The sequence below is a fragment of the Pseudomonas sp. zfem004 genome, from assembly GCF_032621715.1.
Classification (GTDB): Bacteria; Pseudomonadota; Gammaproteobacteria; order Pseudomonadales; family Pseudomonadaceae; genus Aquipseudomonas; species Aquipseudomonas sichuanensis.
Window position 1 is genome coordinate 341,217 of record NZ_JAVYJF010000001.1, and the last position, 26,203, is coordinate 367,419.

A 26,203-nucleotide genomic window follows, 5' to 3' on the forward strand; every position below is an offset into this window, starting at 1 on the left:
AGGAACAACCCCCATGCGTATATGGATCGATGCCGACGCCTGCCCCAAGGCGGCCAAGGACCTGATCGTCAAGTTCGCCCTCAAGCGCAAGCTGGAGGTGGTGATGGTGGCCGGCCAGCCGCAGATAAAGCCGGCCTTCGCCTGCGTGCGGCTGATCGTGGTACCCAGCGGCATGGACGCGGCCGACGATTATCTGGTGGACAATGCCGTGCCGGGCGAGCTGGTGATCTGCAGCGACGTGCCGCTGGCCGACCGCCTGATCAAGAAGGGCGTGGCGGCGCTTGACCCGCGCGGGCGCGAGTTCGACGAGCGCAACATGGGCGAGCGGCTGGCGGTGCGCAACCTGTTCACCGAGCTGCGCGAGCAGGGCCAGGTGGGCGGTGGCCAGGCACCTTATGGCGAGCGCGAAAAGCAGGCGTTTGCCAACGCGCTGGATCGAATCCTCGGCCGTTTGGCCAAGCGCTGATCACATGGCGCTGTCGCAGGCAATCAGTTGCCTGACCAGACCCTGCGCCAGTTGTGACAAGCCATACCCCACCCGGCTGACCACCCCATAGCGGGTGTAGCACGCCTCTTCCTGCTCGGGCGCCAGGTCCGACAGTTTCAGCGCTACCAGCCCCCCCTCGCGCTGGTACGGCTGCAGGTTGGCGCTGCAGGCGATACCGATGGTGTTCGAGTGCTGCACCACGTTGAGCAGCGCGTAGCCATGCTCGCATTCCACGCTGGGTAAAAAATCCTGCCGACCGCTGAGGTCGCTGAGGATCTTGCGGATGTTCGGCGGGCGGAAAGTCGTCGCCAGCGGGTAGTCGAACAAGTCCCGCGCACGCACCTCGGCCTGTGCGGTCAGCGGGTGCCCGGCGCGGCAGCAGAAATGCCAGCGTTGCGGCGTCAGCTTGTGCACCTGGTAATCCGGGTCGGCTTCGAACTGGCGGGTGTCGGCGACGAAGAACTCGATTTCCTCGGCCATCAAGCGGCGGTTCAACGCCTGCCAGTTATCTACCTGGAAGCAGGTGCGTGCCGCCGGGTATTCGGCGACGAAGCGCGCCACCGCCCGGGGCACCAGCCCGCCCGCCGGCGCAGGCCCCGAGCCGAAGCGCACCACGCCCGTGGTGGCGCCATTGAACTGATTGATCTCGTTGACCAGGTTGTGCGCGCCGTGCACCAGCCGCCGTGAGTGCTCCAGCACCAGCAGGCCCTGGCGGGTCGGCGCCAGCTCCTTGCTGGCGCGGTCCACCAGGCGGCAGCCGACGTTGTGCTCGAGCGTCTGGATACTGCGGCTGAACGCCGATTGCGAGAGGTTCACCGCGGCCGCCGCGGCGACGAAGCTGCGGTGCTCGACAAGGGCGATGTAGTGGCGGAGCTGGCGCAGGTCGATATGCATTTTCTACATGGAAACTTTCGGTGGAATGCAATTGCTGGGAAGGGTTGTGAACCTTATAAAGGGAGTCACTTATTCCACAAAATATGAATTACAAATATTTATATCACCTAAAAGAATAAAGCCCCTCTGACCGCGATTCGGTTCCGCCAACGGAAATGCTCGCCAGGGCCCATGCCTCCAGGAGCATTTGCATGTCCCGACTTTCCCCAAGGCCTCTACGCGCGTCGCTGTTCGCCCTGCAACCCCTGGCCGCCGGCCTGCTGCTGGCCGCTGCCGGCAGCAGCTTTGCCGAAGAGCCGGTCACGGCCACCCCCATCGCCAAGCCGGACGCCAAGCTTGGCACCGTGACCGTCAATGCCCGCCGCCGCGAAGAGAGCGCGCAGAACGTGCCCACGCCGATCAGCGTGCTGAGCAGTGAAACCCTGGAAACCCAACGTATTTACCGGGTGCAGGACATCCAGCAACTGGTGCCGAGTACCAACGTGTCCTATGTGCATGCGCGCCAGTCGAGCATCTCCATCCGCGGGCTGGGCAACAACCCAGCCAGCGATGGCCTGGAAGGCAGCGTCGGCGTGTACCTGGACAACGTCTACCTTGGGCGCCCGGGCATGGCGGTGTTCGACCTGCTCGATGTAGAGCAGCTTGAGGTGCTGCGTGGCCCGCAGGGCACGCTGTTCGGCAAGAACACCACCGCCGGGGTGCTGAACATCACCACCCGCAAGCCGACCTTCCACCAGGAGGGCAGCGTGCAGTCGTCGCTGGGCGAGGACGGCTACTGGCAGACCCAGGGCAGTTTCTCCGGGCCGCTGACCGACACCCTCGCCGGGCGTATCAGCGCCTACCACACCGAGGACGACGGCTATGTGAAGAACATCTACAACGGCCACGACCTCAACGGCGGCAAGCGCCAGGGCTTTCGTACCCAGTTGCTGTTCAAGCCCAGCGAAACCTTCAACCTGCGCTGGATCGGCGAGTACAACGAAGAGGACTCCGACAACGGCGTGCTCAGCCTGTACAGCACCGGGCCGACCATCAACGGGGTCAACCGCTACGAAAGCCTGGCCCGCCAGGCCGGCGCCACGCTGGTATCGGGCAAGGACCGCAAGGTCAATTTCGACTCGGACCAAATGGTCAAGGTGTTCCAGGGCGGCACATCGGTGGAGGCCAACTGGACCTTGCCCAACGACTTCACCCTGACTTCCATCAGCGCCTACCGCTGGTGGGATTTCACCCCGCGCAACGATGACGGCCTGAACGTGCCGGTGTTCTACAACGCTGGGGTGTCGGTGCGCGACAAGCAGTACTCGCAGGAAATCCGCCTGGCCTCGCCAACGGGCGGCTTCTTCGACTACGTGCTCGGCGCCTATTACTTCAAGCAGGACCTGGACAACAAGTCGTTCACCTACAACGGCCCGCAGGCGGATATCTGGAACCTGACGCCGGCCGGCGCCCTGGCCAACGTCACCACCATCGGCAACGGCCATATCGACACCGACAGCTATGCCCTGTTTGCCCAGGGCACCTGGCACCTCACCGAGCGCCTGGACTTCACCGCCGGGGTGCGCGGCACCTATGAAGAGAAGAGCGCCTGGGTGACCCGCGATGCACCCTTCGGTGGCGCGGCGGTTACCGGTGCGGCGGCTGCGGCCCGTCAGGGCAGGGTGGGCGCCTATGACTCGGGTGACCTCAACCAGTACAGCTTCGCCCCCTCCGGGTTGCTCAGCCTGAGCTATCGCTTCAACGATCAAGTACTCGGCTATGCCAGCCTGTCCCACGGCGAGAAGTCCGGCGGGGTGAACCTCACCGTTGGCGCGGCGCCACGGCTGGGCACCGATTCGCTGCTGGTGGGCACCGAGCGCGCCAACAACGCCGAACTGGGGGTCAAGAGCACCCTGCTGGACGGCCGCCTGCAGCTCAACAGCAACCTGTTCTGGACCGAGGTGCACGGCTACCAGGCCAACGTCTACGACCAGATCAACCGCGTGCAATACCTGGCCAACGCAGGCAGCGTCCGCTCGCGGGGCCTGGAGTTCGAAGCCACGGCCCTGCCGGTGCGCGGGCTTACGCTCAACTTCAACGGTTCGTGGAACGACGTGCGCTACACCGAGTACGACGATGCCCCGTGCCCGCCGGAGGTGAGCCTGGCCAGCGCCACGGCCACTTGCGATCTGTCCGGCCACCAGGTGGTCGGCGCCTCCAAGTACATCGCCAACCTCAACGGCCAGTACAAGTGGCAGCTCGGCGAGCGGATCGAACCCTACGTCACCGCCAGCTACGCCTTCCGCTCGAAAGCGGTGGGCACCATCGACGACTCCGACTACGGGCAGATCCCCAGCTACGGCATCGTCAACCTCTCCACCGGCGTGCGCCTGGACCAGGGCGACGGCGTGCTCGACCTGTCGCTGTGGGTGAAGAACGCCGGCGACAAGACCTACTTCACCAGCCTGTGGAACTCCGCCAATGGCGGCTATGCCGGCGTGCTGGGCACGCCGCGCACCGTGGGCGCCACCGCCCGTTACGACTTTTGAGCACAAGGAGCTTTGCCATGAATGCCAAGACCCAACCGCACGACCTGCCTGAAGGCGCCTGTGTCACCGCACGGGTGCCCGCCCGTGATGAAACCCTGCTTGGCGACGTGGTGGTCAACCCGTATCGCCTGGCGCCGCTGACCGCCATCGTGCGCGATGGTGGCCGCAGTCTGAGTGCCGCCCATGTGCGAGTGCTGGGGCGAGGCGAGCGCGGTGTGGCTATCAGCTATGACGTCTCCGACCGCTCGCTATGGACCTACGGCGGCATCCCGGTATTTGGCCTGTACCCCGACCACGTCAACCAGGTGGAAGTGAGCTACAAGCTCGACGGTGAGCGCATCCGCGAACGTTATGAAATCTACGCCCCGGCCGTACGCCTGCCGGTGGTGGCCAAGCAGACGGCGCCCCTGCCCGAGGTCGAGCCGGTCACGGTGGCCCCAGGCTTCGAGCAGCGTCTGTACCTGTTCAACCATCTGCTGGCGGACATCCCCGGCGGGCGCGCGTTCAAGTGGAACGGCCTGGGCGGTGCCGCCGAGTGGGATTCGGTGGGCAACAACTGGATCGCCGACAGCAACGGCGATGTGCGCTGGTACCTGGACATCGAGCAGATCCACGACTCCAACCACCGCGATGGCCTGGGCGGCACCATGGGCTTCCACCAGACCCGCGACGGCAAACTGATCTGGGGCCAGGGCCAGACCTACTCCAAGTACGACCTGCTCGGCCGGCGCATCTGGCAGCGCAATCTGCCGGACAAGTTCGCCGACTTTTCCCACGAGATCCGCGAGACACCCAACGGCAGCTACTTGCTGCGGGTAGGCACCAGCGACTACCGGCGCCCGGACGGCAAGCGCGTGCGCTCGATCCGCGACCACATCATCGAGGTCAACGAGGCCGGTGACGTGCTGGACTTCTGGGACCTGAACCAGATCCTCGACCCGTACCGCGGCGAGCTCCTGGAAACCCTGGGCAAGGCGGCGATTCAGCTGCCCGATGGGGTACAGAAACAGGACGACCGCCTGGCCAACGAACTGGCCGAGGGCGACCTGCCGTTCGGCGACACGCCGGGGGTGGGTACCGGGCGCAACTGGGCGCACGTCAATGCCATCGACTACGACGCCGATGACGACAGCATCATCGTTTCAGCACGCCACCAGGGTGTGGTGAAGATCGGCCGCGACAAGCAGGTGAAGTGGATTCTCGCCTCGCCCTAGGGTTGGCCGACGCATCTGCAGGACAAAGTGCTCAAGCCGGTGGGCGAGGGCTTCGAATGGTCGTGGACCCAGCACACCGCCTGGCTGACCGGCTACGGCACGCTGACCGTGTTCGACAATGGCTGGGGCCGGGACTTTGCCTTGACCAAACTCAGCGGCAACTACAGCCGGGCGGTGGAGTACAAGGTCGACGAGGCCAAGGGTACCGTCGAGCAGGTGTGGCAGTACGGCAAGGAGCGAGGGGATGAGTGGTACAGCCCGATCACTTCGGTGGTGGCCTACCGGGCGGATACCGACACCCAGTTCATCTATTCCGCGTCGGTGAATTACCTGACGCCCGAGAAGCTCACCACCACGGTGCTCAATGAGGTGCGCCGAGGCAGCCAGGAGGTGGTGGTGGAGTTGAAAGTGCACAGCCGCCAGCCGGGGAGCGTGGGCTATCGGGCGTTGGTGATCGATCTCGACAAGGCGTTCTGAGGCATCCTGCCGGGAGGGCCGTCGGTCCTCCCTACTTTTGGCATTCGCCAACTCGTCTAACCTGTCAGGGCCATTCGCGGGTGAACCCGCTCCCACAGGTATTGCGCTGATTTCAAGGTCGGTGCGGTACCTGTGGGAGCGGGTTTACCCGCGAATGGGCGATGCGGTTTTCAGACGGGGTGTTCAACCATTCGTTCTTTTTTTCGAACAGCCTATTGTCCAACACCCCAGCCCCCGCTTAGCATTCCGTTTGAGATTTCAAACGCTCAGCGCCTAGGCATCGAACACCCGGGTACACGAATTCCTGACGGCCGCCCCCGCATGGGGGCGCCTTTTCAACAATCAATAATTCGCGCCGCGCCGTGCCGCAGCGCAGTTAAGGGAAGCCGACATGCAGCTCAAAGACGCTCAGTTGTTCCGCCAGCAAGCCTTCATCAACGGTGAATGGCTGGATGCGGACAGCGGTCAGACCATCAAGGTGACCAACCCGGCCACCGGCGAAGTGATCGGTACCGTACCGAAGATGGGCGCCGCTGAAACCCGCCGCGCCATCGAGGCCGCCGACAAGGCGCTGCCGGCCTGGCGCGCACTGACCGCCAAAGAGCGTGCCGGCAAGCTGCGTCGCTGGTTCGAGCTGATGATCGAGCACCAGGACGACCTGGCCCGCCTGATGACCACCGAGCAGGGCAAGCCGCTGGCCGAAGCCAAGGGCGAAATCGCCTATGCCGCTTCGTTCATCGAGTGGTTCGCCGAAGAAGCCAAGCGTGTCTACGGCGATGTCATCCCAGGCCACCAGCCAGACAAGCGCCTGATCGTCATCAAGCAGCCGATCGGCGTCACCGCCGCCATCACCCCGTGGAACTTCCCGGCCGCGATGATCACCCGTAAAGCCGGCCCGGCCCTGGCCGCCGGTTGCACCATGGTGCTCAAGCCTGCTTCGCAGACCCCGTACTCCGCCCTGGCCCTGGTCGAACTGGCCACCCGTGCCGGCATCCCGGCTGGCGTGCTCAGCGTGATCACCGGCAGCGCCGGCGAAGTCGGCTCCGAACTGACCGGCAACTCCCTGGTACGCAAGCTGTCCTTCACCGGCTCGACCGAAATCGGTCGCCAGCTGATGGAAGAATGCGCCAAGGACATCAAGAAGGTTTCCCTGGAGCTGGGCGGCAACGCGCCGTTCATCGTGTTCGACGATGCCGACCTGGACAAGGCGGTCGAGGGCGCGATCATCTCCAAGTACCGCAACAACGGCCAGACCTGCGTCTGCGCCAACCGTATCTACGTGCAGGACGGCGTCTACGAGGCGTTCGCCGAGAAGCTCAAGGCCGCCGTGGCCAAGCTGAAGATCGGTAACGGTCTGGAAGAAGGCACCACCACCGGCCCGCTGATCGACGGCAAGGCTGTTGCCAAGGTCCAGGAACACATCGAAGACGCCGTCTCCAAAGGCGCCAAGGTGCTGTCCGGCGGCAAGCTGATCGAAGGCAACTTCTTCGAACCGACCATCCTGGTCGACGTGCCGAAGACCGCTGCTGTCGCTAAAGAAGAGACCTTCGGCCCGTTGGCGCCGCTGTTCCGCTTCAAGGACGAGGCCGAAGTCATCGCCATGTCCAACGACACCGAGTTCGGCCTGGCCTCGTACTTCTACGCCCGCGACATGAGCCGTGTGTTCCGTGTTGCCGAGGCCCTGGAATACGGCATGGTCGGTATCAACACCGGCCTGATCTCCAACGAAGTCGCGCCGTTCGGCGGTATCAAGGCCTCGGGCCTGGGCCGCGAAGGTTCCAAGTACGGCATCGAGGACTACCTCGAAATCAAATACCTGTGCATCAGCGTCTGATCGCTGACTGACAGAGCAGTATTTACCTCTGCCAGCGGGGCGCGAGAGCGACGCCTCGCTGGTCTTTTTGACACCGCAGTACCTGGTGGCCAGGGCGTTCACGACAGTCGATCAACGAATACTGAACGTGAACACACCCAGCCACCCCCGAATCAAAGCGCCGTCAGAGTCGGCGCGAATGAGGGCATTATGAGCAAGACCAACGAATCCTTGATGCAACGCCGTGTCGCCGCCGTCCCACGTGGCGTTGGCCAGATTCACCCGATCTTCGTCGATACCGCGAAGAACTCGACGGTGATCGACGTTGAAGGCCGCGAACTGATCGACTTCGCCGGCGGCATCGCAGTACTGAACACCGGCCACCTGCACCCGAAAGTGGTCGCGGCCGTGCAAGAGCAGCTGACCAAGGTCAGCCACACCTGCTTCCAGGTGCTGGCCTACGAGCCCTACGTCGAGCTGTGCGAGAAGATCAACAAGCTGGTCCCAGGTGACTTCGACAAGAAGACCCTGCTGGTCACCACCGGCTCCGAAGCCGTCGAGAACGCCGTCAAGATCGCCCGTGCCGCCACCGGCCGCGCTGGCGTGATCGCCTTCACCGGCGGTTACCACGGCCGTACCATGATGACCCTGGGCCTGACCGGCAAGGTCGTGCCGTACTCCGCTGGCATGGGCCTGATGCCGGGCGGCGTGTTCCGCGCCCTGTTCCCGAGCGAGCTGCACGGTGTCAGCGTTGACGACGCCATCGCTTCGGTCGAGCGCATCTTCAAGAACGACGCCGAGCCGCGCGACATCGCCGCGATCATCCTCGAGCCGGTACAAGGCGAAGGCGGCTTCCTGCCAGCGCCGAAAGAGCTGATGAAGCGCCTGCGCGCCCTGTGCGACCAGCACGGCATCCTGCTGATCGCCGACGAAGTGCAGACCGGCGCTGGCCGTACCGGCACCTTCTTCGCCATGGAGCAGATGGGCGTTGCGCCTGACCTGACCACCTTCGCCAAGTCCATCGCTGGCGGCTTCCCGCTGGCCGGTGTGTGCGGCAAGGCCGAGTACATGGACGCCATCGCCCCGGGCGGCCTGGGTGGCACCTACGCCGGTTCGCCGATCGCTTGCGCCGCGGCCCTGGCCGTGATCGAAGTGTTCGAGGAAGAGAAACTGCTGGACCGCAGCAAGGCTGTCGGCGAGCGCCTGACCGCTGGCCTGCGCGAAATCCAGAAGAAGCACCCGATCATCGGCGACGTACGCGGTCTGGGTTCGATGATCGCTGTGGAAGTGTTCGAGAAGGGTACCCACACCCCGAACGCTGCCGCCGTTGGCCAGGTTGTCGCCAAGGCGCGTGACAAGGGCCTGATCCTGCTGTCCTGCGGTACCTACGGCAACGTCCTGCGCATCCTGGTGCCGCTGACTGCCGAAGATGCACTGCTGGACAAAGGCCTGGCGATCATCGAAGAGTGCTTCGCCGAACTCGCCTGAATGTGACACGCTTCAGAAAAAACCCGCCTAGGCGGGTTTTTTATGCCGTTTGTCGGCTTCAGACGCTAAGGTTGTACGAGGATTCCGTGGAAGCTGCGAAGGATCGCGCGCCATTACAGGAGACTCGCTCATGAGCGCCGCCGACCCCATCCCGCCTTGTGTCTTGATTGCCGAGGGCGATCCTTGGGTGCGTGACATGCTCAGCGAAATGCTGCTCAGCGTGCGTTGCGATGCACGCTTGCACGTTTGTGCCGATGGCGCCCAGGCGCTGAGCGCGCTGGTATCCAAGCCCGACCTGATCATCGCCGCCCGCGAACTCGCCGGGCTCGATGGCCTCGACCTGCTGCGCAAGGTGCGCAAGCAGGGTGAACAGTCGGGTATGCCGTTCATCCTCATGAGCAACCGCACCGATACCGCCAGCGTGCGCGAGGCGCTGCCACTGCACCCCACCGCCTACCTGAGCAAACCGCTCGACCTGGACAACCTGCGTAAACGCCTGGAAGACTTGCTGGTGCATGTCGGCGAGCAGATTGCTTGCCCGGTCCCGGTGCTGCCGCCGGGGCTCAAGCTCTCGGCCTTCCTAGAGCAGCGACGCGCTACCGCCGACGGCGGCCCGCTGTTCGCCGATGTGCAGGTGGCGATCAAGCGCGCCCTCAACCCCGAGGGCCTGAACCTCAAGGTGCTCGAGGAAGAGGTGCGCAACGACCCGCAGATCACCGGGGTGCTGATCGCCGCCGCCAACAGTGCCGCGATGCACCGCGATGCGCCGGTGCAGACGTTGATGCAAGCGCTGAACAAGCTCGGCAGCACCCAGAGCATGAACCTCATTCTGGGCCTGACCCTCAAGCGCAGTGCGCGCTTGAGCGACCCCTTGCTGGCGCGGCACGCTGCCCGTTACTGGGACTTTTCCCTGCACACCGCCGAGTACGGCCGCACCCTGGCACGCATGCTCGAGGTGGACGAAGGCCGTTGTTACTGCGCGGGGCTGCTGCATTGCCTGGGTGACCTGGCGGTGCTGCGCACCTTGCAGGAATGGCGCCTGGCGGGCGGCGAACTGGATGAAGACCAGGTTCAGTTGTCGCTCAACGAATTCGGCGCGCCGTTCGGCTCGGCGCTACGCACCCGCTGGCGCTTGCCGCTGAACCTGCGCGAGCTGATCGCTGCGGTGTATCAGTTGGGCGGCGGTGTCTACTCGCGGGAGATCCTGGCCATGAGCCTGGCCGGCCAGCTGGCGCGGCTCAGGCCCAGCGAAGGGCTGGAAAAGGTCGCCAGCGGCAAGACGGCACGCTTGCTCAAGGTCGGGCTGCCGGAGTTGACGCGGTTGCGCAAGGTGGACCCTGAAGCGCTGGCCCGCGAGGAGGCTGAGCGCCAGGCGGCACAGGATGCTGAAAGCGAGCCGGAGGTCGATGTGCTCGTGGCTCCCCCGGCAGATGCCGAGCCCGTGGACGGAGAAGATCGCCAGGCCTGAGCCGCGCGGCGGTGGTGCATCAGGCTTGGGATCGGTCCTACAGGCATTGCGGACGTCCGTTCGTATCCTCGGAAGTACTTCAGGCGTAGTTTTCCAGCCACTCCACCAACGGAATGGCAGGGAGGTTGCGCCTGAGGATGAGTACGTACAGATACCGTGGCCTGCGCTATCAGGTCTATCGCTCCTTGGCGCGAAGGCTGGGGCATGAAGCATTCCGCGACAGTCCCCACCCGCCCAGGCCAGGGCTTGATGTCGACAAGGTACGTTTCGAACCCATAGGCCCCAAGGCTGTTGAAGCGATGCAGCGGTGGGATGAACAGACCCACCTCTTCCCATGGGAAGAAGTCCCATTGTGGACGGAGCGGGACTTCAAAGGGTTCGACTTGTCGTTATGGGCAGAAAATGAACTGTGCGGTCTTTGCTATGCCAGTCCCCGGCAGAGCAGGCGTTGTATCAAGATCATTCTGCTGGAGGGTAACTCAGGCCCGGCCAACCTATTGCGAGGCTTGGTGGCGCCGTTGTCGCTCTTGGCGATTGCTGAGTACGCAAGGATGCTCAAGTACTCGCACATCGAGGTTCAACAACCAGAGCCGGGTGCTGAGCCCCTGTACCAATCACTGGGTTTCAGCCGCGATTCAGCCGGGCGTTTGGTGATCCCCGTTGGGTCGACTACCCGACAAAGTCCTTTACAGATATCAGAGGTGCTTATGAGCTATGCGAAAGACGCCAGGAAGGCTGCGTTGATCAAGCGGTACACCGCCGAAGCCATTGCCCTGGCCGGTGAAGTCACCGATCAGCAGCGGCACTTTATCGAAGTCGGTCTCAAGGAAGGTCTGCAGAAGGAGCCGGGTGGCATACTGGCAGGGCCACGCAGCGGCCCGATCAGCTACAAGTAACCCGCACAACCCTTGAAGCGTTTGCAGTGCGCACCGGGCGCCACAGGTGGCCCGGTCAGCCTGTCACGATTTGATTCTTTCCCTGCCTCTTGGCCTGGTACATCGCCGCATCAGCTCTGGCGAACAGGCTATCGAGCGTTTCGTCCTCATCGGTCAGCCCGGTCAGCCCCTGGCTAACGGTTACGCCGTAAGTCTGCTGCCCGTGGCTGAAGCTCAACTGCTGGATTTCCCGCTGCAGGCGCTCGGCGATCTGCTCGGCCATCTGCGCAGTGCAGCCGGGGAACACGGCGGCGAACTCCTCACCACCGATCCGCCCGAACTGGTCGCCACGCCTTAGCACGGCCTTGCCGCTGTCGGCGATGTGCTGCAGCACCTGGTCGCCTTCCTGGTGCCCGTAACTGTCGTTGATCAGCTTGAAGTCATCGATGTCCAACAGCAGGAATGCCAACGGCGTGCCGTCTGCCCGGGCATTGTCGAACGCCTGTTGGGCGCATTCGAAGAAGTGCCGGCGATTGCTGCTTTGCGTAAGCACATCGGTGGTAGCCAGGCGATGCAACTCGCCTTCGAGCTGCTTCTTTTCGGTGATGTCCTCGGCGATGCCGACGATGATCACCCGCTGATCACCCTCGCGCTGCTGGTTGATGTAGCACTTGTCGCTGACCCAGCGCACTTCGCCGGCGCCATTGAGGATGCGGTACTCGCGGTCTTCGACGGTACCTTTTACCAGCACCTGGGCCAGGCTGCGCTCGGCGTATTCGAGGTCGTCCGGGTAGATGGCGTCGCGCCACTCGTTGTAGTCGGCCAGCACCAGGCTGGCCGGGCGACCGAACAGGCGCTCGTAGGCCGGGCTGACATAGAGCACCTGACGGGTTTCCCAGTCGAAGGCCCAGAGCACGGCGTTGACGCTGTCGAGCAGCGATGAATAAAGCTGTTCGCGTTCGCTCAGGCGGGCCACTTCGCCTTGGGCATGCAGCAGGGCGAGCAGCGTCTGGGCCGCTTCGGGGCGGGGCGGGTCGGTAAACGTGGGCGGGAGGTCTTTGGCCATGTGCACGGAACGGTTCTCGACGTGGGGCGTGCGGCCACGAACCGGCCCGCCACGCGGACGATGTGCCGCGTTGGAGTGGTATCGAAGAGGGAAGTTCCGGGCGGCACGCCCCATTGCGGGGCATGCCGATCAACGGCCATCAGGCGCCAGTGGGGCGCAGCGAGTAGGTCTTGAGCTGGGCGGCGAAATCACGCAGTGACTGAATACCGCTGGCCTCGGCCTCGTGCACCCAGTCCTTCATGGCGGCGAGCATGTCGTGGCCGTTGGCGCTGGTGCGCGCCCAGATTTGCTGCAGCGCCAGGCGCTTCTCGTAGATGGTCTTGAGTGACTGGCTGTGTTCCAGCATCGATTCGATGCGCACGTGATGACGGTCCTGCAGCAAGCTGGTCTCACGCGACAGCAGGCGTTTGGCGCGGCGGAAGCGGTGGCGCACCGAGGCGTCGACCTTGTCCAGCTCCTGCTTTACCAAGGGGCCGATCACCAGCTTGCGGTACTGGGCCATGATCTGGAAACGGTTGTTGAGGATGGCCATGGCGGTGTCCATGTCCAGCGATGCCTTGCCCTCGACCCGATGGGCGATGGGCGCTACCCGCTGCACCTTGGCCAGGCGCAGCATGCTCAGCAGGCGAATCCACATCCAGCCCATGTCGAACTCCCAGCGGCGTACCGAGAGCTTGGCCGAGTTGGGGTAGGTGTGGTGATTGTTGTGCAGCTCTTCGCCGCCAATGATGATGCCCCAGGGCACCAGGTTGGTGGCGGCGTCGCGGCATTCGAAGTTGCGGTAACCCACCGCATGGCCGAGACCGTTGACCACGCCGGCGGCCCAGAACGGAATCCACATCATCTGCACCGCCCAGATGGTGATGCCGATGGTGCCGAACAGCAGCAGGTCGATGACCGCCATCAGGGCGATGCCGCCGAGCTTGTAGCGCGTGTAGAGATTGCGCTCGATCCAGTCGTCCGGGCAGTTCTTGCCATAGATGCGCAGCGTCTCTTCGTTGCGCGCCTCTTCACGATAGAGTTCGGCGCCTTTGCGCAGCACTGTGCCCAGGCCCTTGTGCAGCGGGCTGTGCGGGTCGTCAGGGGTTTCGCACTTGGCGTGGTGCTTGCGGTGGATGGCGGTCCACTCGCGGGTGTTCTGCGCAGTGGTGAGCCACAGCCAGAAACGGAAGAAATGCTTGAGCCCCGCATTCAGCTCCAGCGCCCGGTGCGCGGAGTAGCGGTGCAGGTAGATGGTAACGCTGACGATGGTGACATGGGTCATCAGCAGGGTGACGGCGACCAGTTGCCAGGCCGACAGATCGAGTAAACCGTAGTACCACATAGCGGGAAAGACCCTCGCAAACACAGGGGAACAGCGCTGGCATTATCCCTTGGCAGGCAAATAAAACCAGTCGGCCTTTTTGATAGGAAGTCACAGGGTGTTTCAGCCTTTATAATGCCCCCTCATTTTCCATGGGCTCACCGACCCGACATGTCTGTTTCCGTTCGCGACGCCTTGCGTATGGCCGGGCTCTACCTGCTGCTTTCGATCCTCTGGCTGACGTTGTCGGAGCTGGTCTTGCAGAGCATGTCCGAGGACCCGCTGGCGCTGACCGTGGGCCGGCAGATCAACGTGGTGGTCTGGGTGCTGCTCAGTGCCTTGCTGATCTTCGTCTCGCGCGCCCGGCTGTTGAACTTCATCGGCATCGGTGCACGCCTGCGCAGTGAAGACCGCGAACGCCTGCGCATGGCCGCGGCGGTGTTCGACAGCACCCTCGAAGGTGTGCTGGTGACCGATCGCAACGGCCTGATCGTGCACGTCAATCGGGCCTTCATGCGCATCACCGGGTACCAGCAGGACGAGGTCATCGGCCAGCGCCCGAGCAAGTTCAAGTCTGGCCGCCATGGCGCGCCGTTCTACCAGCAGATCTACGCCGCGTTCAACGCCAAGGGCGAGTGGAGCGGCGAGATCTGGAATCGCCGAAAAAGCGGCGAGATCTACCCGCAATGGCAGACGATCTGCGCCATTCGCGACGATAGCGGCGACCTCAGCCACTATGTGGCGGTGTTCAGCGACATCAGCGCGATCAAGCACACCGAGCAGGAGCTCGCCTACCTGGCCCATCACGACCCGCTGACCGGCCTGCCCAACCGTCTGTTGTTCAACGACCGTGCCCAGCAGGCGCTGGCCGCGGCGCAACTGAACAAACGCGGTTGCGCCTTGCTGTTGCTCGACCTCGATCATTTCCAGAGCATCAACGACGGCCTTGGCCACACCATCGGCGATCAGTTGCTCAAGCTGGTGGGTGAGCGCCTGCGCGAATTGGTGGGCAATGGCGTCACCCTGGCACGCCTGGGCGGCGACGAATTCGGCGTGCTGGCCGAGAACTGCCAGCAGGTCGGCCAGGCCGGCAAGCTGGCGCAGGGCATCATCGAGCGCTTGCGTGAACCCTTCGCTTTTGACGACCACCGCCTGTTCATCAGTGCCAGCATCGGCATCAGCCTGTTCCCCAGTGATGCGCTGAGCGCCGAACAGTTGCTGCGCAACGCAGACTCGGCGCTGTTCAAGGCCAAGAGCAATGGCCGCGCCTGCTACGCGTTATACACCGAAGAACTGACCGCTCACGCCCAGCACCGGGTCGAGACTGCCGGCGAGTTGCGCCGGGCGCTGGAACAGGAAGAACTGCGGGTGTTCTTCCAGCCGGTGCACGACCTGTTCAACGCGAAGATGATCGGCGTCGAAGCGCTGGTGCGCTGGCAGCATCCCCAGCGCGGCCTGGTACCGCCGGGGGAGTTCATTCCGATTGCCGAGCGCACCGGGCTGATCGCCGAGATCGACGCCTGGGTGTTGCGCCAGGCCTGCCGGCAGATGGTGCAGTGGCAGCAGGACGGCAGGGTACTGGCGTTCGTCGCCGTGAACATTTCCAGCCGCCTGTTCAGCCAGCGTGAACTGTACCGGCAGGTAGCCGATGTGCTGCACGACACCGGACTTGACCCGTCGTTGCTGGAGCTGGAAGTCACCGAAAGCGCGGTGATGGAAGACCCGGAAGTGGCGCTGGAGCAGTTGCACCGCCTGCGCGAGCTGGGGCTGACCCTGGCCATCGACGATTTTGGCACCGGCTACTCCTCGTTGCTGCGCCTCAAGCGCCTGCCGGTGCAGAAGCTGAAGATCGACCAGGGCTTCGTCGCGGGCCTGCCCTTCGACGATGACGACATTGCCATCGTGCGAGTGATCATCGCCCTGGCGCGCAGCATGGGCATGCAGGTGCACGCCGAAGGCATCGAGCAGGCCGAGCAAGCGCGCTTCCTGCTGGAGCAGCAGTGCCAGTTGGGGCAGGGGTACTGGTTCGGGCGGCCGGTGCCGGCGGCGGAGCTGCACTGGGGCTGAGATCGTATCGCGGGGCAAGCCCGCTCCCACGGTGGGTCGTGGGAGCGGGCTTGCCCCGCGATGGGCTCAACGCTTGTTCAAACCCTTGGCCAAGCGGTCCCCGCCCAGCTGAATCACCGCCACCAGCGCCACCAGCATGACGATCACCGTCAGCATGATCTGGCTGTCGAAGCGCTGATAGCCATAGCGGTAGGCGATATCCCCCAGCCCGCCCGCGCCGATCGCCCCGGCCATGGCCGACGAGTTGATCAGCGTCACCAGGGTGATGGTGAAACCGCCGACGATCCCCGGCAACGCCTCAGGCAGCAGCACATGCCAGACGATGTGCCAGCGCCGGCAGCCCATGGCCTGGGCCGCTTCGATCAGGCCATGGTCGACCTCGCGCAGGCTGACCTCGGCAATCCGCGCGAAGAACGGCGTGGCGGCGATGGTCAGCGGCACCACGGCCGCCCACACGCCGTAGGTGGTGCCGACCACCAGGCGGGTGAAGGGGATCAGCGCGACCATCAGGATCAGGAACGGGATCGAGCGGAACAGGTTGACGATGGCGCCCAGCACCCGGTTGAGCGCCGGCGCCTCGAAGATCCCGCCCTTGTCGCTGGTGACCAGCAGCACCGCCATCGGCACCCCCACCAGCAGCGCCACCAGCGAGGACACGCCGACCATCAGCAGGGTGTCGAGCAAGCCTTGCAGCAGGCGATCAATCCACATGGCCCAGTACCTCCACATCCGCTGCCCAGCGCCGGGCGCGTTCGAGCAATTGATGAGTGTCCAGCGCTGAGCCGCGCACGGCCAGGACCAGCTGCCCCAGGGCATGCTCGCCGATGGTTTCGATGCCGCCCTGAAGCAGGCGCACGCGGCCACCCAGGTCGCTGAGCAGCGTGCTCAGCTCCGGTTCACCGACCAGCTGAAGGCGCAGCACCACGGCCGCATCACGGCTGGCCGGGCTGGCCCGCAGGCTGGCCTGCAAGGCGGCGGGCAGGCGCGTCTGCAAGGGCGCGAGCAAGGTGCGGGTAACCTCGTGGCGTGGCGAACCGAACACCTGCCACACCTCGCCTTGCTCGACCACTTCGCCGCGCTCGAGCACCACCACGCGCTGGCAGATATCGCGGATCACCGCCATCTCATGGGTGATCAGCACCACGGTCAGGCCGAGGCGCTGGTTGATGTCGCGCAGCAGCTCGAGGATCGATGCGGTGGTTTCCGGGTCGAGCGCCGAGGTGGCCTCGTCGCACAGCAGGATCTCGGGGTCGTGCACCAGCGCCCGGGCGATGCCGACCCGCTGCTTCTGCCCGCCGGACAGTTGCGCCGGGTAGACGTGGTGTTTTTCCGCCAGCCCCACCAGCTCCAGCAGCTCGCGCACCTTGCGCTGGCGCTCGGGCTTGCTCACGCCGGCCACCTTCAACGGCAGCTCGACGTTCTGCCACACGGTCTTGGCTGACATCAGGTTGAAGTGCTGGAAGATCATGCCGATACGCCGGCGCAGGGCCACCAGGCGGTCTTCGTCGAACGGCGCGATGTCCACCTGGTCGATCAGCACCCGGCCTTGGCTTGGCTGCTCCAGGCGGTTGATGGTGCGCAGCAGCGACGACTTGCCGGCGCCGCTGCGGCCGATGATGCCGAAGATCTCGCCGCGGCGGATGTTCAGGTCGATGCCTTGCAGCGCCGGTTGCGCCTGGCCCGGGTAGGTCTTGCCCAGGCCGATGAAGCGCACATGGGCCTGGTTCACCTCCGGGCGCAGCACTTGTTCAGGTGCCCTGGGCGGTACTGATTGGGTGGGAAGCGCCCTGAGGGCGCTGGCCTGGCTCATGTCAGCCTTCCCAGCCGGCCTGGTACAGCTTGCCATGGGCCTTGTCCAGGGCTGCGCGCACGGCGGGCGAGTGCTGATAGATGTCGACGAACTTGGCCAGGCGCGGGTCGTTCTTCTCCTGCGGGCGGATGACGAACTGGATCACGTATTCCTTGTTCTCCAGGCCGTCGAACAGCAGCGCCGAGGTGGCGTCGAAGGTGTTGGCCAGGCGGATGTAGGCCGGGTAGCCCTGCACCAGGTCGGCGTCGTCATAGGCGCGCACCAGCTGCACCGCCTCGACCTGGAGAATCTTGATCTTCTTCGGGTTGGCGATGATGTCGTCTTCGGTGGCCTTGTAGCCCACGCCTGGCTTGAGAGTGATCAGCCCGGCCTTGGCCAGCAGCTGCAGGCCACGGCCGCTGTTGATCGGGTCGTTGGCGATGGCCACGCTGGCGCCTTCGGGCAATTCGGCGAAGCTTTTGTACTTTTTCGAGTACAGGCCGACGTTGTTGATGATCCCCGGCGCGTAGGGCACCAGGTTGAAGCCGGCGGCGGCCTTGGCGTTTTCCAGGAAGGGGATGTGCTGGAAGTAGTTCACGTCGATGTCGCCGCTGTTGAGGCTGACATTCGGCGCGATCCAGTCGCTGAATTCGATCAGCTTCACTTCCAGGCCTTGTTTATGGGCTTCCGCCACAGCCGCTTCCAGCGGGATGGCGAAGGCGGCGGTGGTGCCGATCTTCAGTGGCTCGGCGGCGAAGGCGGCGGCGGACAGGCCGAGGCCCAGGGCGATGGCCGCGACGGGCCGGAACAGTTTCTCAAGCATGGTGCAGGGCTCCAGTCGGGGCAGGGGTGTGGGTGTTGCGGTAGGTGGATCCGGGGTGGTCGGCGGGCAGGTGCGGGTGGTCGCTGGCGAACAGCTTTTCGCGCAGGGTGCCCTCGGCGTACGTGGTCTTGTAGCGGCCACGGCGCTGCAGTTCGGGGACGACCAGGTCGATGAAGGCCTCGAAGCTTTCCGGGGTGACGGTGCGGGTCAGGTTGAAACCGTCCAGGCCGGTGTCGTCGAGCCAGCCGATCAGTTGCACGGCGACCTGTTCGGGGTTGCCGACCAGGGTTACGTAACGCCCGCCCAGGGCGTGCTGCTCCAGCAGACGACGGCGGGTCCAGGCGCTGTCCTGCAACTGGCGGGTGGCGGACTGGATGGCATTGCCCTTGGCGAAGCCGATCGGCTCGTCCAGCCCGTAGCGCGAGAAGTCGATGCCGGTGGAGCTGGCGAAGTGCGCCACACCGGCCTCGGGGCTGGCGTAGTGCAGGTACTCGGCGTGCAGGGTGCGGGCCTGGTCCTCGGAGGCGGCAACGATCACGGTGATGCCCATGAATACCTTGACCGCCTGCGGGTCGCGGCCGGCGGCCTGCGCCGCTGCACGCACCTTGTCGACCTGGGCGCGGGTGGCGGCCTTGTCCTGGCCGCTGATGAACACGCACTCGGCGTGGTTGCCGGCAAAGGCCAGGCCACGGGCCGAACTGCCGGCCTGGAACAGCACCGGGGTGCGCTGCGGCGAGGGTTCGCAGAGGTGGTAGCCCTCGACGTCGTAGAACTCCCCGTGGTGGGTGACCTTGTGCACCTTGTCCGGGCGCGCATACACACGCTGCGCGCGGTCGGCGACCACGGCATCGTCGTCCCAGCTGCCTTCGAGCAGCTTGTACAGCACCTGCAGGTACTCGTCGGCCTGGTCGTAGCGGCGGTCGTGCTCGGGTTGCTGTTCCAGGCCCATGGCCCGGGCGGCGCTGTCGAGGTAGCCGGTGACGATGTTCCAGCCGACCCGGCCGTTGCTCAGGTGGTCGAGGGTGGAGAGGCGCCGGGCGAACAGGTAGGGCGCCTCGTAAGTGAGGTTGGCGGTAAGGCCGAAGCCCAGGTGCCGGGTTGCCGAAGCCATGGCCGAGACCAGCAGCAGCGGGTCGTTGACCGGCAGCTGGATCGACTCCTTGAGTGTTACGTCCAGCGACTGGCCATACACGTCGTAGGTGCCGACGATATCGGCGATGAACAGCCCGTCGAACAGCCCGCGCTCCAGCAGGCGGGCCAGGTTGGTCCAGTAGTCGAGGGTCTTGTACTGGGTCGAAGTATCCCGCGGGTGGGTCCACAGGCCGTGGTTGATATGCCCGATGCAGTTCATGTTGAAGGCATTGAGCAGGATCTGCTTGGCCATCAGATGGTCCCCCGACGCGGCGGCTTCTCGTCGTTGAGGTAGAAGTTGCCGATGGCGTGGTACTTCCAGCGCACCGGGTCGTGCAGGGTGTGCACCCGGGCGTTGCGCCAGTGGCGGTCGAGGTTGTGCTCGGCCAGGGTGGCCTGGCTGCCGGCCAGTTCGAACAGGGTGGTGCCGGCGGCCAGCGAGATTTCGGTGCTGATCGCCCGCGCCTCGGCCACGGCAATGGAGGCTGCGGCGAGGGTGTCGGCGGTGCTGTCGGCCTGGGCGATGTCGAGGATTTCGCCGGCGCGCTCCAGCAACGCTTCGGCGGCGTGCAGGCGGATCGCCAGGTGGCCGAAGCTCTTCAGCGTCAGTGGGTCGTCGCTGGCCTTGTCGACGCCGGAGTCGACCCACGGCCGGCTGCGGGTGCGCACGAAGTGCAGGGCGTCTTCGAAGGCGGCGCGGGCGATGCCGGTGTCGATGGCGGCGTGGAGGATCTGTGCCAGCGGGCCGACCGTGGTCGGGCGCTCGAAGGCGCTGCCGAACGGCACCACGTCTTCGGCGCGCACCGGCACGTTGTCGAACACCACCGAGCCGCTGCCGGTGGTGCGCTGGCCGAAGCCGCTCCAGTCGTCGATCACTTCGATGCCTTGGCTGTCGGCGGGTACGAACGCCAGGTGTTGCGCGTCCTGTTCGTCGATCACCAAGGTCGGGATGCGTTGGGCATAAATGGCCCCGGTGCAGTAGAACTTGCGGCCGTTGATGCGGTAATGCTCGCCGTCACGGGTCAGGCGCGTGGTGCGTTCGTGGGCATTCTTGGTGCCGATTTCGGCCAGGGCATTGCCGAAGCGCCGGCCGGCGAGGACCTCGGCGTAAAGCCGTTTCTGTTGCTTGGGGGTGCCGTTCACCCGCAGCACTTCCAGGGCGTAGAAGTGGTTCTGCGGGATCTGCCCGATCGAGGCGTCGGCCTGGGCGATGCGGGCCACGACCTTGGCCAGTGTGGCACTGGACACGCCGGCGCCGCCAAAGGCCTTGGGCACGCTGATGCCCCACAGGCCGGTGTGCACGAAGCGTTCGAGTTCGGCGTGAGGCAGGCGGCGTTCGCGGTCGCGCACGGCGCTGTCCTGGCGCAGGTGGTGGGCGAGTTCTTCGGCGACGGCCAGGGCCTGGGCGTCGCTGGTGATGAGGGATGCAGTCATGGTGCTCTCCGAAGGCCCCATCGCGGGGCAAGCCCGCTCCCACATCTGAACCGTGGGAGCGGGCTTGCCCCGCGATGGGCCGAAAATCAGATCCAGGAATGGCGGGCTGGCAGGCTGCCGTTGAGGTAGTAGGCGCCGACCGCGTGGTACTTCCAGCGCACCGGGTCGTGCAGGGTGTGCACCCGGGCGTTGCGCCAGTGCCGGTCGAGGTTGTACTCGGCCAGGCTCGCGCGGCTGCCGGCCAGCTCGAACAACTTCTCGCTGGCCTGCAGCGAGATCTCGGTGGTGAGCACCTTGGCCTCGGCCACCGCGATCGAGGCCCGCGCGGCAGCGGCATCGTCGATGGGGCCGGCGTTGACCTCGTCGAGCACCTTGGCGGCCCTGCGCAGCAGCGCTTCGGCGGCATGCAGGTCGAGCTTCAGGCGGCCGATGTCGGCGATCACATAAGGGTCGTCGCTGTTGCGCTCGACCTTGGCTTCGATCCACGGCCGCGACTTCTCGCGCACGAAGGTGATCGCGTCCTCAATGGCCGCTTCGGCGATACCGGCGTCGATGGCCGCCTGGATCAGTTGCGAGGCCGCGCCCTGGATGTTCGGTACATCGCGCTGGCGCCAGTTATCCACAACCAGGTCGGCGTCCACCGGCACCTGGTCCAGCAGCACGGTGCCACTGGCGGTGGTGCGTTGGCCAAAGCCCGACCAGTCGTCGATGATGCGCAGGCCGCGGCTGCCACGGCGCACGAACGCCAGGCGCTGGCGGCCTTCGTCGTCCAATGCCTTGACCGCCACCCAGTGGGCGTACAGGGCGCCGGTGGAGTAGAACTTTTCGCCGCTGATGCTGAAGTCGTCGCCCTTGCGGGTGATGCGTGCCTTGAGCGTCAGGGTGTCCTTGGTGCCGCGCTCCGGCCCGGCATTGCCGATGCGCCAGCCGTCGAGCACGGCGCGGAAGATCCGCTGTTTCTGCGCTTCGGTGGCGGTAAGGCGCACCAGTTGCAGGATGCCGAACTGGTTCTGTGGGATCTGCCCCAGCGCAGGGTCGGCGGCGCTGATCAGGCGGAACACTTCGGCGATGGTCACGAACGACACTTCCGGGCCGCCGTAGGCCTTGGGAATGCTGATGCTGCCCAGGCCGCTGCGGGTGAACTGTTCGATTTCGGCCCACGGCAGCTTGCGTTGCTGGTCGCGGCTGGCGGCGTTGTGGCGGGCCACTTCGGCCAGTTCACGGGCGGCCTGCAGGGCCTCCTGGTCGCTCTGCAGCACCTTGGCGGGCAGCAGCAGGGGCGAGCTGTCGGTGTCGCTGTGCGATTGGGTAGTTGGCTGGCTGGACATCAGTGCCGCTCCTTGGCTGCACTCAATGCCCTGGCGTTGGCCACTGGGGTGATTGTGATCCTGACCATTCCTTACCTCACAAAAGTTGACTGTGCCGCCTCGGGGTGAGGTCGGCAGACGTTTGCTGGTCCGGTGGTCCGGTTTATATACCCTAATCGTTTGTAAATTCTTTATGAACTAACGTTTGGGAATATCAATAGAAGAACTCAAGGGTCAAAAAAAATCGCGGGGCAAGCCCGCTCCCACGCCATGCAAATCAGCGTGGGAGCGGGCTTGCCCCGCGATTGCGGTGGATCAGTCTTGCGCGGCAGTGGTGCCGAGGAACTTGCGCAAGAACTGCCGCGTACGCTCCTCTTTGGGGTTGGCGAACAGCGCCTTGGCCTCACCCTGCTCCACGATCACGCCCTTGTCGAAGAAGATCACCCGGTTGGCGACATCGCGGGCAAAGCTCATCTCGTGGGTGACGATGATCATGGTGCGCTTTTCCTCGGCCAGGCCGCGGATGGTCTCCAGCACTTCACCCACCAGTTCGGGGTCGAGCGCCGAGGTGGGCTCGTCGAACAGGATCACCTCCGGCTCCATGGCCAGTGCACGGGCAATGGCCACCCGTTGCTGCTGGCCACCGGACAGGCGCCGGGGGTAGGCATCTTCCTTGCCGGCCAGACCGACCTTGGCCAGCAGGCGCTTGCCCAGTTCGATGGCCTTGTCGCGAGGGGTCTTCTTGACGATCACCGGTCCTTCGATGACGTTGTCCAACGCCGTGCGGTGAGGGAACAGGTTGAAGTTCTGGAACACGAACCCGGCCTGCTGGCGCAGGCGGCGAATCGCGCTTTGCTGGCCGCCCAGGGGGCGGTTGGCATCGATGCTGATATCGCCGATCTGGATGCGCCCGGCGTCGGGCGTTTCCAGCAGGTTGAGGCAGCGCAGGAAGGTGGTCTTGCCCGAGCCGCTGGGGCCGATGATGGCCACCACTTCGCCCGGTTGTACGGTGAGGTCGATGCCGTTGAGCACGGTCTGGCCCTTGAACCGCTTGGTCAGGCCTTCTACTACGATCATCGTCAGTGCTCCTGGTCGTGCTGGTTGACCCGCGCTTCCATGCGGTTCTGGAAGTGCGCGAGGATGCTGCAGAGGATCCAGTAGATCACCGCAACCGCCAGGTACATGGTGAACACTTCGAAGGTCCGGGCCGTGATCAGCTGTGCCTGACGGAACAGTTCGGGCACCTGGATGGTCGCCGCCAGGGCGGTGTCCTTGACCAGCGAGATGAAACTGTTACCCAGCGGCGGCAGCGCGGTGCGCAGCGCCTGCGGCAGGATCGCCCGGCGCATGGCCTGGGTGCGGGTCATGCCGATGGAGGCCGCGGCCTCCCACTGGCCACGGTCGATCGAAGAGATCGCCGCACGCAGGATTTCGCAGATGTACGCCGCCATGTTCAGCGACAGACCGATCAGCGAGGCCGGGATCGGGTCGAGCTCGATACCGATCTGCGGCAACCCGAAATAGATCACGAATAGCTGCACCAGCAGCGGCGTGCCACGGAAGAACGAGACGTAGATGCGTGCCAGCCAGTCCAGCGGCAGGATCTTCGACAGGCGCATCAGTGCCAGGGCAAAGCCCAGCACCAGGCCGAAGAACATGCCGCCGACACTGAGCAGCACCGTGTAGCCAGCGCCCTTCAGCAGGAAGGGCGTGGAATCGGCAACGAGTTGCAGGCTTTCAGCAATCATTTGGTGACATCGGCACCGAAGTATTTCTCGGACAGCTTGGCCAGGGTGCCGTCAGCCTTCAGCTTGTCGATGGCCTTGTTGAGTGCGGCCAGCAGCTCGGGTTCACCCTTGCGCAGGGCCACGCCCGATTCCAGCTTGGAGAATTTTTCGCCGGCGAGCGCGGTCGGTTTCTTGTCCTTGGCGGTTTTCTGGACGTACTCGAGTGCGGCCAGGCGGTCGATCAGGATGGCGTCGATACGGCCGTTGCGCAGGTCGGCGAATTTGGTCGGGTCATCTTCGTAGGTGCGGACATCGGCTGTCGGCACGTCCTGTTTCACCCATTGCTCGTAGTTGGTGCCCAGGCCGACGCCGACCTTCTTGCCACCGAGGTCTGCGGCGGTCTTGATGGTCTTCTCGTTGTCGCTGCCCTTGAGCACCAGGGCCTGGATGCCCGAGACGGTGTAAGGCTCGGAGAAGTCGTACTTCTTCTTGCGCTCTTCGGAGATGGTCACCTGGTTGATCACCACGTCCAAACGTTTGGACTCCAGCGCGGCAAGGATGCCGTCCCATTTGGTCGGCTGCACCTTGGCCTTGACCCCCAGTTCCTTGGCCAGCAGTTCCGACAGCTCCACTTCGAAGCCGGCCAGCTTGCCGTTTTCATCCTGGTAGCTGAAGGGCGGGTAGGTGCCTTCCAGGCCGACGTTGATCACGCCTTTTTCCTGGATGGTCTTCAGTTGCTCGCCGGCGAAGGCCTGGCCGAGCAGGCCGGCGCCGAGCAGCAGCGCCAGGCTGGCATTGAGAAGGGGTTTGGCGAATTTGGACATGTGTGGCCCCGCGCTTGTTGTGGAAGTAGTGGGTGGCAAATATAAAGCTGGGCTGTATAGGCCTGGAAATAATAAAAAATCCGGTTGTTATTCCATGCGTGCAAATTGCCATCCCATGGCAGGGTTGAGGGTAGCCACGAATGGACACCCCGTCAGCGTTGCTTATGCCTGACTTAGCGCAGGATGGAATAAAGCGTTGTTTTTTCCAAGGGGGGGATTTGACGTATCGTTGATCCACTCGTGGGAGCGGGCTTGCCCCGCGATAGCACCATCGCGGGGCAAGCCCGCTCCCACGCCAGAAAAATCCAAGCATCAGCACAAGGCCTGGCAGGAGATTCACCGTGAGCGAACAACCATCAACAGCCCATTGGCAACTGCAGGGCATCGTCAGCGGCCTGCGCAGCGCCCGTGAGCAATGGCGCAGCAGCAATGGCCGCAGCAGCGGCGAGCAGGGCGGCCGCGAGCTGCCGTCGCGCGAGGCGCTGCGCCAGATCCTCGAGCAACTGTGCGGCGCGCTGTTCCCCATGCGCCTGGGCCCGGTGGACCTGCGCGAGGAAAGCGAGGATTTCTACGTCGGGCATACCCTCGACGCCGCGCTGACCGCGCTGCTGGCCCAGGCTCGCCTGGAACTGCGTTACGCGGCGCGCCACGGCAAGACCGACGTCACCGACGTCGACGCCCATGCCCTGCGCCTGGTCCAGGACTTCGCCGCCGCCCTGCCGGCTTTGCGCGTGCTGCTCGACACCGATGTGCTGGCCGCCTACCACGGTGATCCGGCGGCGCGCAGCGTCGACGAGGTGCTGCTGTGCTACCCGGGCATCCTGGCGATCATCCACCACCGCCTGGCCCATCACCTGTACCGGGCCGGCTTGCCGCTGCTGGCGCGGATCAGCTCGGAGCTGGCGCACTCGGCCACCGGCATCGACATTCACCCCGGTGCGCAGATCGGCCCGAGCTTCTTCATCGACCACGGCACCGGCGTGGTCATCGGCGAGACAGCGATCATCGGCGAGCGGGTGCGCATCTACCAGGCGGTAACCTTGGGGGCCAAGCGCTTCCCCAGCGACGAGTCGGGCACCCTGCACAAAGGCCTGGCGCGCCACCCGATCGTCGAGGACGACGTGGTGATCTATGCCGGAGCGACCATTCTGGGGCGCATCACCATCGGCAAGGGCTCGACCATTGGCGGCAACGTGTGGCTGACCCGCAGCGTGCCGGCCGAGAGCAACATTACCCAGGCTAATTTGCAGTTGGATTGCGAGGGCAAGAAGGCCCTCTAACATCGTGTGTATGGCGCGTGCTGTAAGGTGCGTGGGAGCGGGCTTGCCCCGCGATTGCAAAGGTGGGCCGGACACTGCAATCGCGGGGCAAGCCCGCTCCCACGATGTCCCTCACACAGGCCCCACCCAGCGGCATCGGGTCGCATTGAAATCCGATCCATGTTTAACTTGAACGCTTGTTCAATGTAAAACGCTGGTCCATTGCCGG

20 protein-coding genes and 1 pseudogene are annotated in these 26,203 nt (G+C 64.7%); 9 read left to right on the forward strand and 12 right to left on the reverse strand.

Annotated elements, in window-relative coordinates:
• Nucleotides 1–13 precede the first annotated feature (13 nt).
• Nucleotides 14–466, forward strand: coding sequence for a YaiI/YqxD family protein (locus RTH46_RS01630; protein ID WP_153785448.1), 453 nt, complete (start codon nt 14–16; stop codon nt 464–466).
• Here RTH46_RS01630 and RTH46_RS01635 read toward each other — a convergent pair whose 3' ends face one another.
• The gene (locus tag RTH46_RS01635; protein WP_110992061.1) at nt 467–1,381 is read right to left on the reverse strand and encodes a LysR family transcriptional regulator; all 915 of its coding nucleotides are present in this window, start codon (nt 1,379–1,381) and stop codon (nt 467–469) included.
• Nucleotides 1,382–1,572: 191 nt separating this feature from the next.
• Between RTH46_RS01635 and RTH46_RS01640 the strand changes: the two genes are divergently transcribed.
• The 6 genes and pseudogenes from RTH46_RS01640 (at nt 1,573) to RTH46_RS01665 (ending at nt 11,265) form a co-directional block, all read left to right on the forward strand.
• Entirely contained in the window at nt 1,573–3,909 is a 2,337-nt protein-coding gene (locus RTH46_RS01640; protein WP_153785449.1) for a TonB-dependent receptor, read from the forward strand.
• Between the two features lie 17 nt (nt 3,910–3,926).
• Nucleotides 3,927–5,600 (forward strand): annotated as a pseudogene (locus tag RTH46_RS01645) (aryl-sulfate sulfotransferase).
• Between the two features lie 391 nt (nt 5,601–5,991).
• The gene (gene gabD / locus RTH46_RS01650; RefSeq protein WP_153785451.1) at nt 5,992–7,434 is read left to right on the forward strand and encodes an NADP-dependent succinate-semialdehyde dehydrogenase; all 1,443 of its coding nucleotides are present in this window, start codon (nt 5,992–5,994) and stop codon (nt 7,432–7,434) included.
• A 189-nt stretch (nt 7,435–7,623) separates the two neighbouring features.
• Nucleotides 7,624–8,901, forward strand: a complete 1,278-nt coding sequence (gabT, locus tag RTH46_RS01655; RefSeq protein ID WP_153785452.1) for a 4-aminobutyrate--2-oxoglutarate transaminase — start codon at nt 7,624–7,626, stop codon at nt 8,899–8,901.
• Between the two features lie 130 nt (nt 8,902–9,031).
• Nucleotides 9,032–10,369, forward strand: coding sequence for a response regulator (locus RTH46_RS01660; protein ID WP_316904904.1), 1,338 nt, complete (start codon nt 9,032–9,034; stop codon nt 10,367–10,369).
• A 137-nt stretch (nt 10,370–10,506) separates the two neighbouring features.
• On the forward strand, nt 10,507–11,265 hold the full coding sequence (locus tag RTH46_RS01665; protein WP_316904905.1) for a hypothetical protein: 759 nt from the start codon (nt 10,507–10,509) through the stop codon (nt 11,263–11,265).
• Between the two features lie 55 nt (nt 11,266–11,320).
• On the opposite strand, the gene RTH46_RS01670 is transcribed toward RTH46_RS01665, so the two are convergent.
• Together RTH46_RS01670 and desA are read right to left on the reverse strand one after the other, a co-directional pair.
• The gene (locus tag RTH46_RS01670; RefSeq protein ID WP_153785454.1) at nt 11,321–12,310 is read right to left on the reverse strand and encodes a GGDEF domain-containing protein; all 990 of its coding nucleotides are present in this window, start codon (nt 12,308–12,310) and stop codon (nt 11,321–11,323) included.
• 139 nt (nt 12,311–12,449) lie between these two features.
• Entirely contained in the window at nt 12,450–13,634 is a 1,185-nt protein-coding gene (gene desA, locus RTH46_RS01675) for a delta-9 fatty acid desaturase DesA (RefSeq protein WP_153785455.1), read from the reverse strand.
• 150 nt (nt 13,635–13,784) lie between these two features.
• Between desA and dibA the strand changes: the two genes are divergently transcribed.
• On the forward strand, nt 13,785–15,680 hold the full coding sequence (dibA, locus tag RTH46_RS01680; protein WP_316904906.1) for a phosphodiesterase DibA: 1,896 nt from the start codon (nt 13,785–13,787) through the stop codon (nt 15,678–15,680).
• A 66-nt stretch (nt 15,681–15,746) separates the two neighbouring features.
• Here dibA and RTH46_RS01685 read toward each other — a convergent pair whose 3' ends face one another.
• From RTH46_RS01685 to tcyJ, 9 genes are all read right to left on the reverse strand, one after another.
• The gene (locus RTH46_RS01685) at nt 15,747–16,391 is read right to left on the reverse strand and encodes a methionine ABC transporter permease (RefSeq protein WP_125466000.1); all 645 of its coding nucleotides are present in this window, start codon (nt 16,389–16,391) and stop codon (nt 15,747–15,749) included.
• Nucleotides 16,381–17,490: a methionine ABC transporter ATP-binding protein gene (locus tag RTH46_RS01690; protein ID WP_153785457.1), complete on the reverse strand. Its 1,110-nt coding sequence runs from the start codon at nt 17,488–17,490 to the stop codon at nt 16,381–16,383. The genes RTH46_RS01685 and RTH46_RS01690 overlap by 11 nt, the downstream gene beginning before the upstream one ends.
• A 1-nt stretch (nt 17,491) precedes the next feature.
• Nucleotides 17,492–18,292 (reverse strand): MetQ/NlpA family ABC transporter substrate-binding protein, encoded by an 801-nt coding sequence (locus RTH46_RS01695; RefSeq protein ID WP_125465998.1) that lies wholly within the window; start codon nt 18,290–18,292, stop codon nt 17,492–17,494.
• Complete coding sequence (locus RTH46_RS01700) at nt 18,285–19,676, reverse strand: LLM class flavin-dependent oxidoreductase (protein WP_316904907.1); 1,392 nt, start codon at nt 19,674–19,676, stop codon at nt 18,285–18,287. The genes RTH46_RS01695 and RTH46_RS01700 overlap by 8 nt, the downstream gene beginning before the upstream one ends.
• The gene (locus RTH46_RS01705; RefSeq protein WP_316904908.1) at nt 19,676–20,857 is read right to left on the reverse strand and encodes an SfnB family sulfur acquisition oxidoreductase; all 1,182 of its coding nucleotides are present in this window, start codon (nt 20,855–20,857) and stop codon (nt 19,676–19,678) included. Before RTH46_RS01705 ends, RTH46_RS01700 begins: the two co-directional genes overlap by 1 nt.
• 86 nt (nt 20,858–20,943) lie before the next feature.
• Nucleotides 20,944–22,185 carry an SfnB family sulfur acquisition oxidoreductase gene (locus RTH46_RS01710; RefSeq protein WP_316904909.1) on the reverse strand — a complete coding sequence of 414 codons (1,242 nt, stop codon included), beginning with the start codon at nt 22,183–22,185 and terminating at the stop codon, nt 20,944–20,946.
• A gap of 294 nt (nt 22,186–22,479) precedes the next feature.
• Nucleotides 22,480–23,241 carry an L-cystine ABC transporter ATP-binding protein TcyN gene (tcyN, locus tag RTH46_RS01715; protein ID WP_153785461.1) on the reverse strand — a complete coding sequence of 254 codons (762 nt, stop codon included), beginning with the start codon at nt 23,239–23,241 and terminating at the stop codon, nt 22,480–22,482.
• Between the two features lie 2 nt (nt 23,242–23,243).
• The gene (tcyL, locus tag RTH46_RS01720; RefSeq protein WP_153785462.1) at nt 23,244–23,912 is read right to left on the reverse strand and encodes a cystine ABC transporter permease; all 669 of its coding nucleotides are present in this window, start codon (nt 23,910–23,912) and stop codon (nt 23,244–23,246) included.
• Nucleotides 23,909–24,715, reverse strand: coding sequence for a cystine ABC transporter substrate-binding protein (tcyJ, locus tag RTH46_RS01725; RefSeq protein WP_316904910.1), 807 nt, complete (start codon nt 24,713–24,715; stop codon nt 23,909–23,911). The genes tcyL and tcyJ overlap by 4 nt, the downstream gene beginning before the upstream one ends.
• 341 nt (nt 24,716–25,056) lie before the next feature.
• Between tcyJ and epsC the strand changes: the two genes are divergently transcribed.
• On the forward strand, nt 25,057–25,995 hold the full coding sequence (gene epsC / locus RTH46_RS01730; protein WP_316904911.1) for a serine O-acetyltransferase EpsC: 939 nt from the start codon (nt 25,057–25,059) through the stop codon (nt 25,993–25,995).
• Nucleotides 25,996–26,203: the final 208 nt, after the last annotated feature.

Excerpts from the sequence above, each read along its gene's own strand:
- dibA (WP_316904906.1), top strand. The coding sequence starts at position 13,785 with ATGTCTGTTTCCGTTCGCGACGCCTTGCGTATGGCCGGGCTCTACCTG.
- RTH46_RS01660 (WP_316904904.1), top strand. The coding sequence starts at position 9,032 with ATGAGCGCCGCCGACCCCATCCCGCCTTGTGTCTTGATTGCCGAGGGC.
- RTH46_RS01640 (WP_153785449.1), top strand. The coding sequence starts at position 1,573 with ATGTCCCGACTTTCCCCAAGGCCTCTACGCGCGTCGCTGTTCGCCCTG.
- RTH46_RS01695 (WP_125465998.1), bottom strand. The coding sequence starts at position 18,292 with ATGCTTGAGAAACTGTTCCGGCCCGTCGCGGCCATCGCCCTGGGCCTC.
- gabD (WP_153785451.1), top strand. The coding sequence starts at position 5,992 with ATGCAGCTCAAAGACGCTCAGTTGTTCCGCCAGCAAGCCTTCATCAAC.
- RTH46_RS01700 (WP_316904907.1), bottom strand. The coding sequence starts at position 19,676 with ATGGCCAAGCAGATCCTGCTCAATGCCTTCAACATGAACTGCATCGGG.
- tcyL (WP_153785462.1), bottom strand. The coding sequence starts at position 23,912 with ATGATTGCTGAAAGCCTGCAACTCGTTGCCGATTCCACGCCCTTCCTG.
- tcyN (WP_153785461.1), bottom strand. The coding sequence starts at position 23,241 with ATGATCGTAGTAGAAGGCCTGACCAAGCGGTTCAAGGGCCAGACCGTG.
- RTH46_RS01630 (WP_153785448.1), top strand. The coding sequence starts at position 14 with ATGCGTATATGGATCGATGCCGACGCCTGCCCCAAGGCGGCCAAGGAC.
- RTH46_RS01685 (WP_125466000.1), bottom strand. The coding sequence starts at position 16,391 with ATGTGGATTGATCGCCTGCTGCAAGGCTTGCTCGACACCCTGCTGATG.
- RTH46_RS01705 (WP_316904908.1), bottom strand. The coding sequence starts at position 20,857 with ATGACTGCATCCCTCATCACCAGCGACGCCCAGGCCCTGGCCGTCGCC.
- RTH46_RS01670 (WP_153785454.1), bottom strand. The coding sequence starts at position 12,310 with ATGGCCAAAGACCTCCCGCCCACGTTTACCGACCCGCCCCGCCCCGAA.
- RTH46_RS01665 (WP_316904905.1), top strand. The coding sequence starts at position 10,507 with ATGAGTACGTACAGATACCGTGGCCTGCGCTATCAGGTCTATCGCTCC.
- tcyJ (WP_316904910.1), bottom strand. The coding sequence starts at position 24,715 with ATGTCCAAATTCGCCAAACCCCTTCTCAATGCCAGCCTGGCGCTGCTG.
- gabT (WP_153785452.1), top strand. The coding sequence starts at position 7,624 with ATGAGCAAGACCAACGAATCCTTGATGCAACGCCGTGTCGCCGCCGTC.
- RTH46_RS01635 (WP_110992061.1), bottom strand. The coding sequence starts at position 1,381 with ATGCATATCGACCTGCGCCAGCTCCGCCACTACATCGCCCTTGTCGAG.
- desA (WP_153785455.1), bottom strand. The coding sequence starts at position 13,634 with ATGTGGTACTACGGTTTACTCGATCTGTCGGCCTGGCAACTGGTCGCC.
- RTH46_RS01710 (WP_316904909.1), bottom strand. The coding sequence starts at position 22,185 with ATGTCCAGCCAGCCAACTACCCAATCGCACAGCGACACCGACAGCTCG.
- RTH46_RS01690 (WP_153785457.1), bottom strand. The coding sequence starts at position 17,490 with ATGAGCCAGGCCAGCGCCCTCAGGGCGCTTCCCACCCAATCAGTACCG.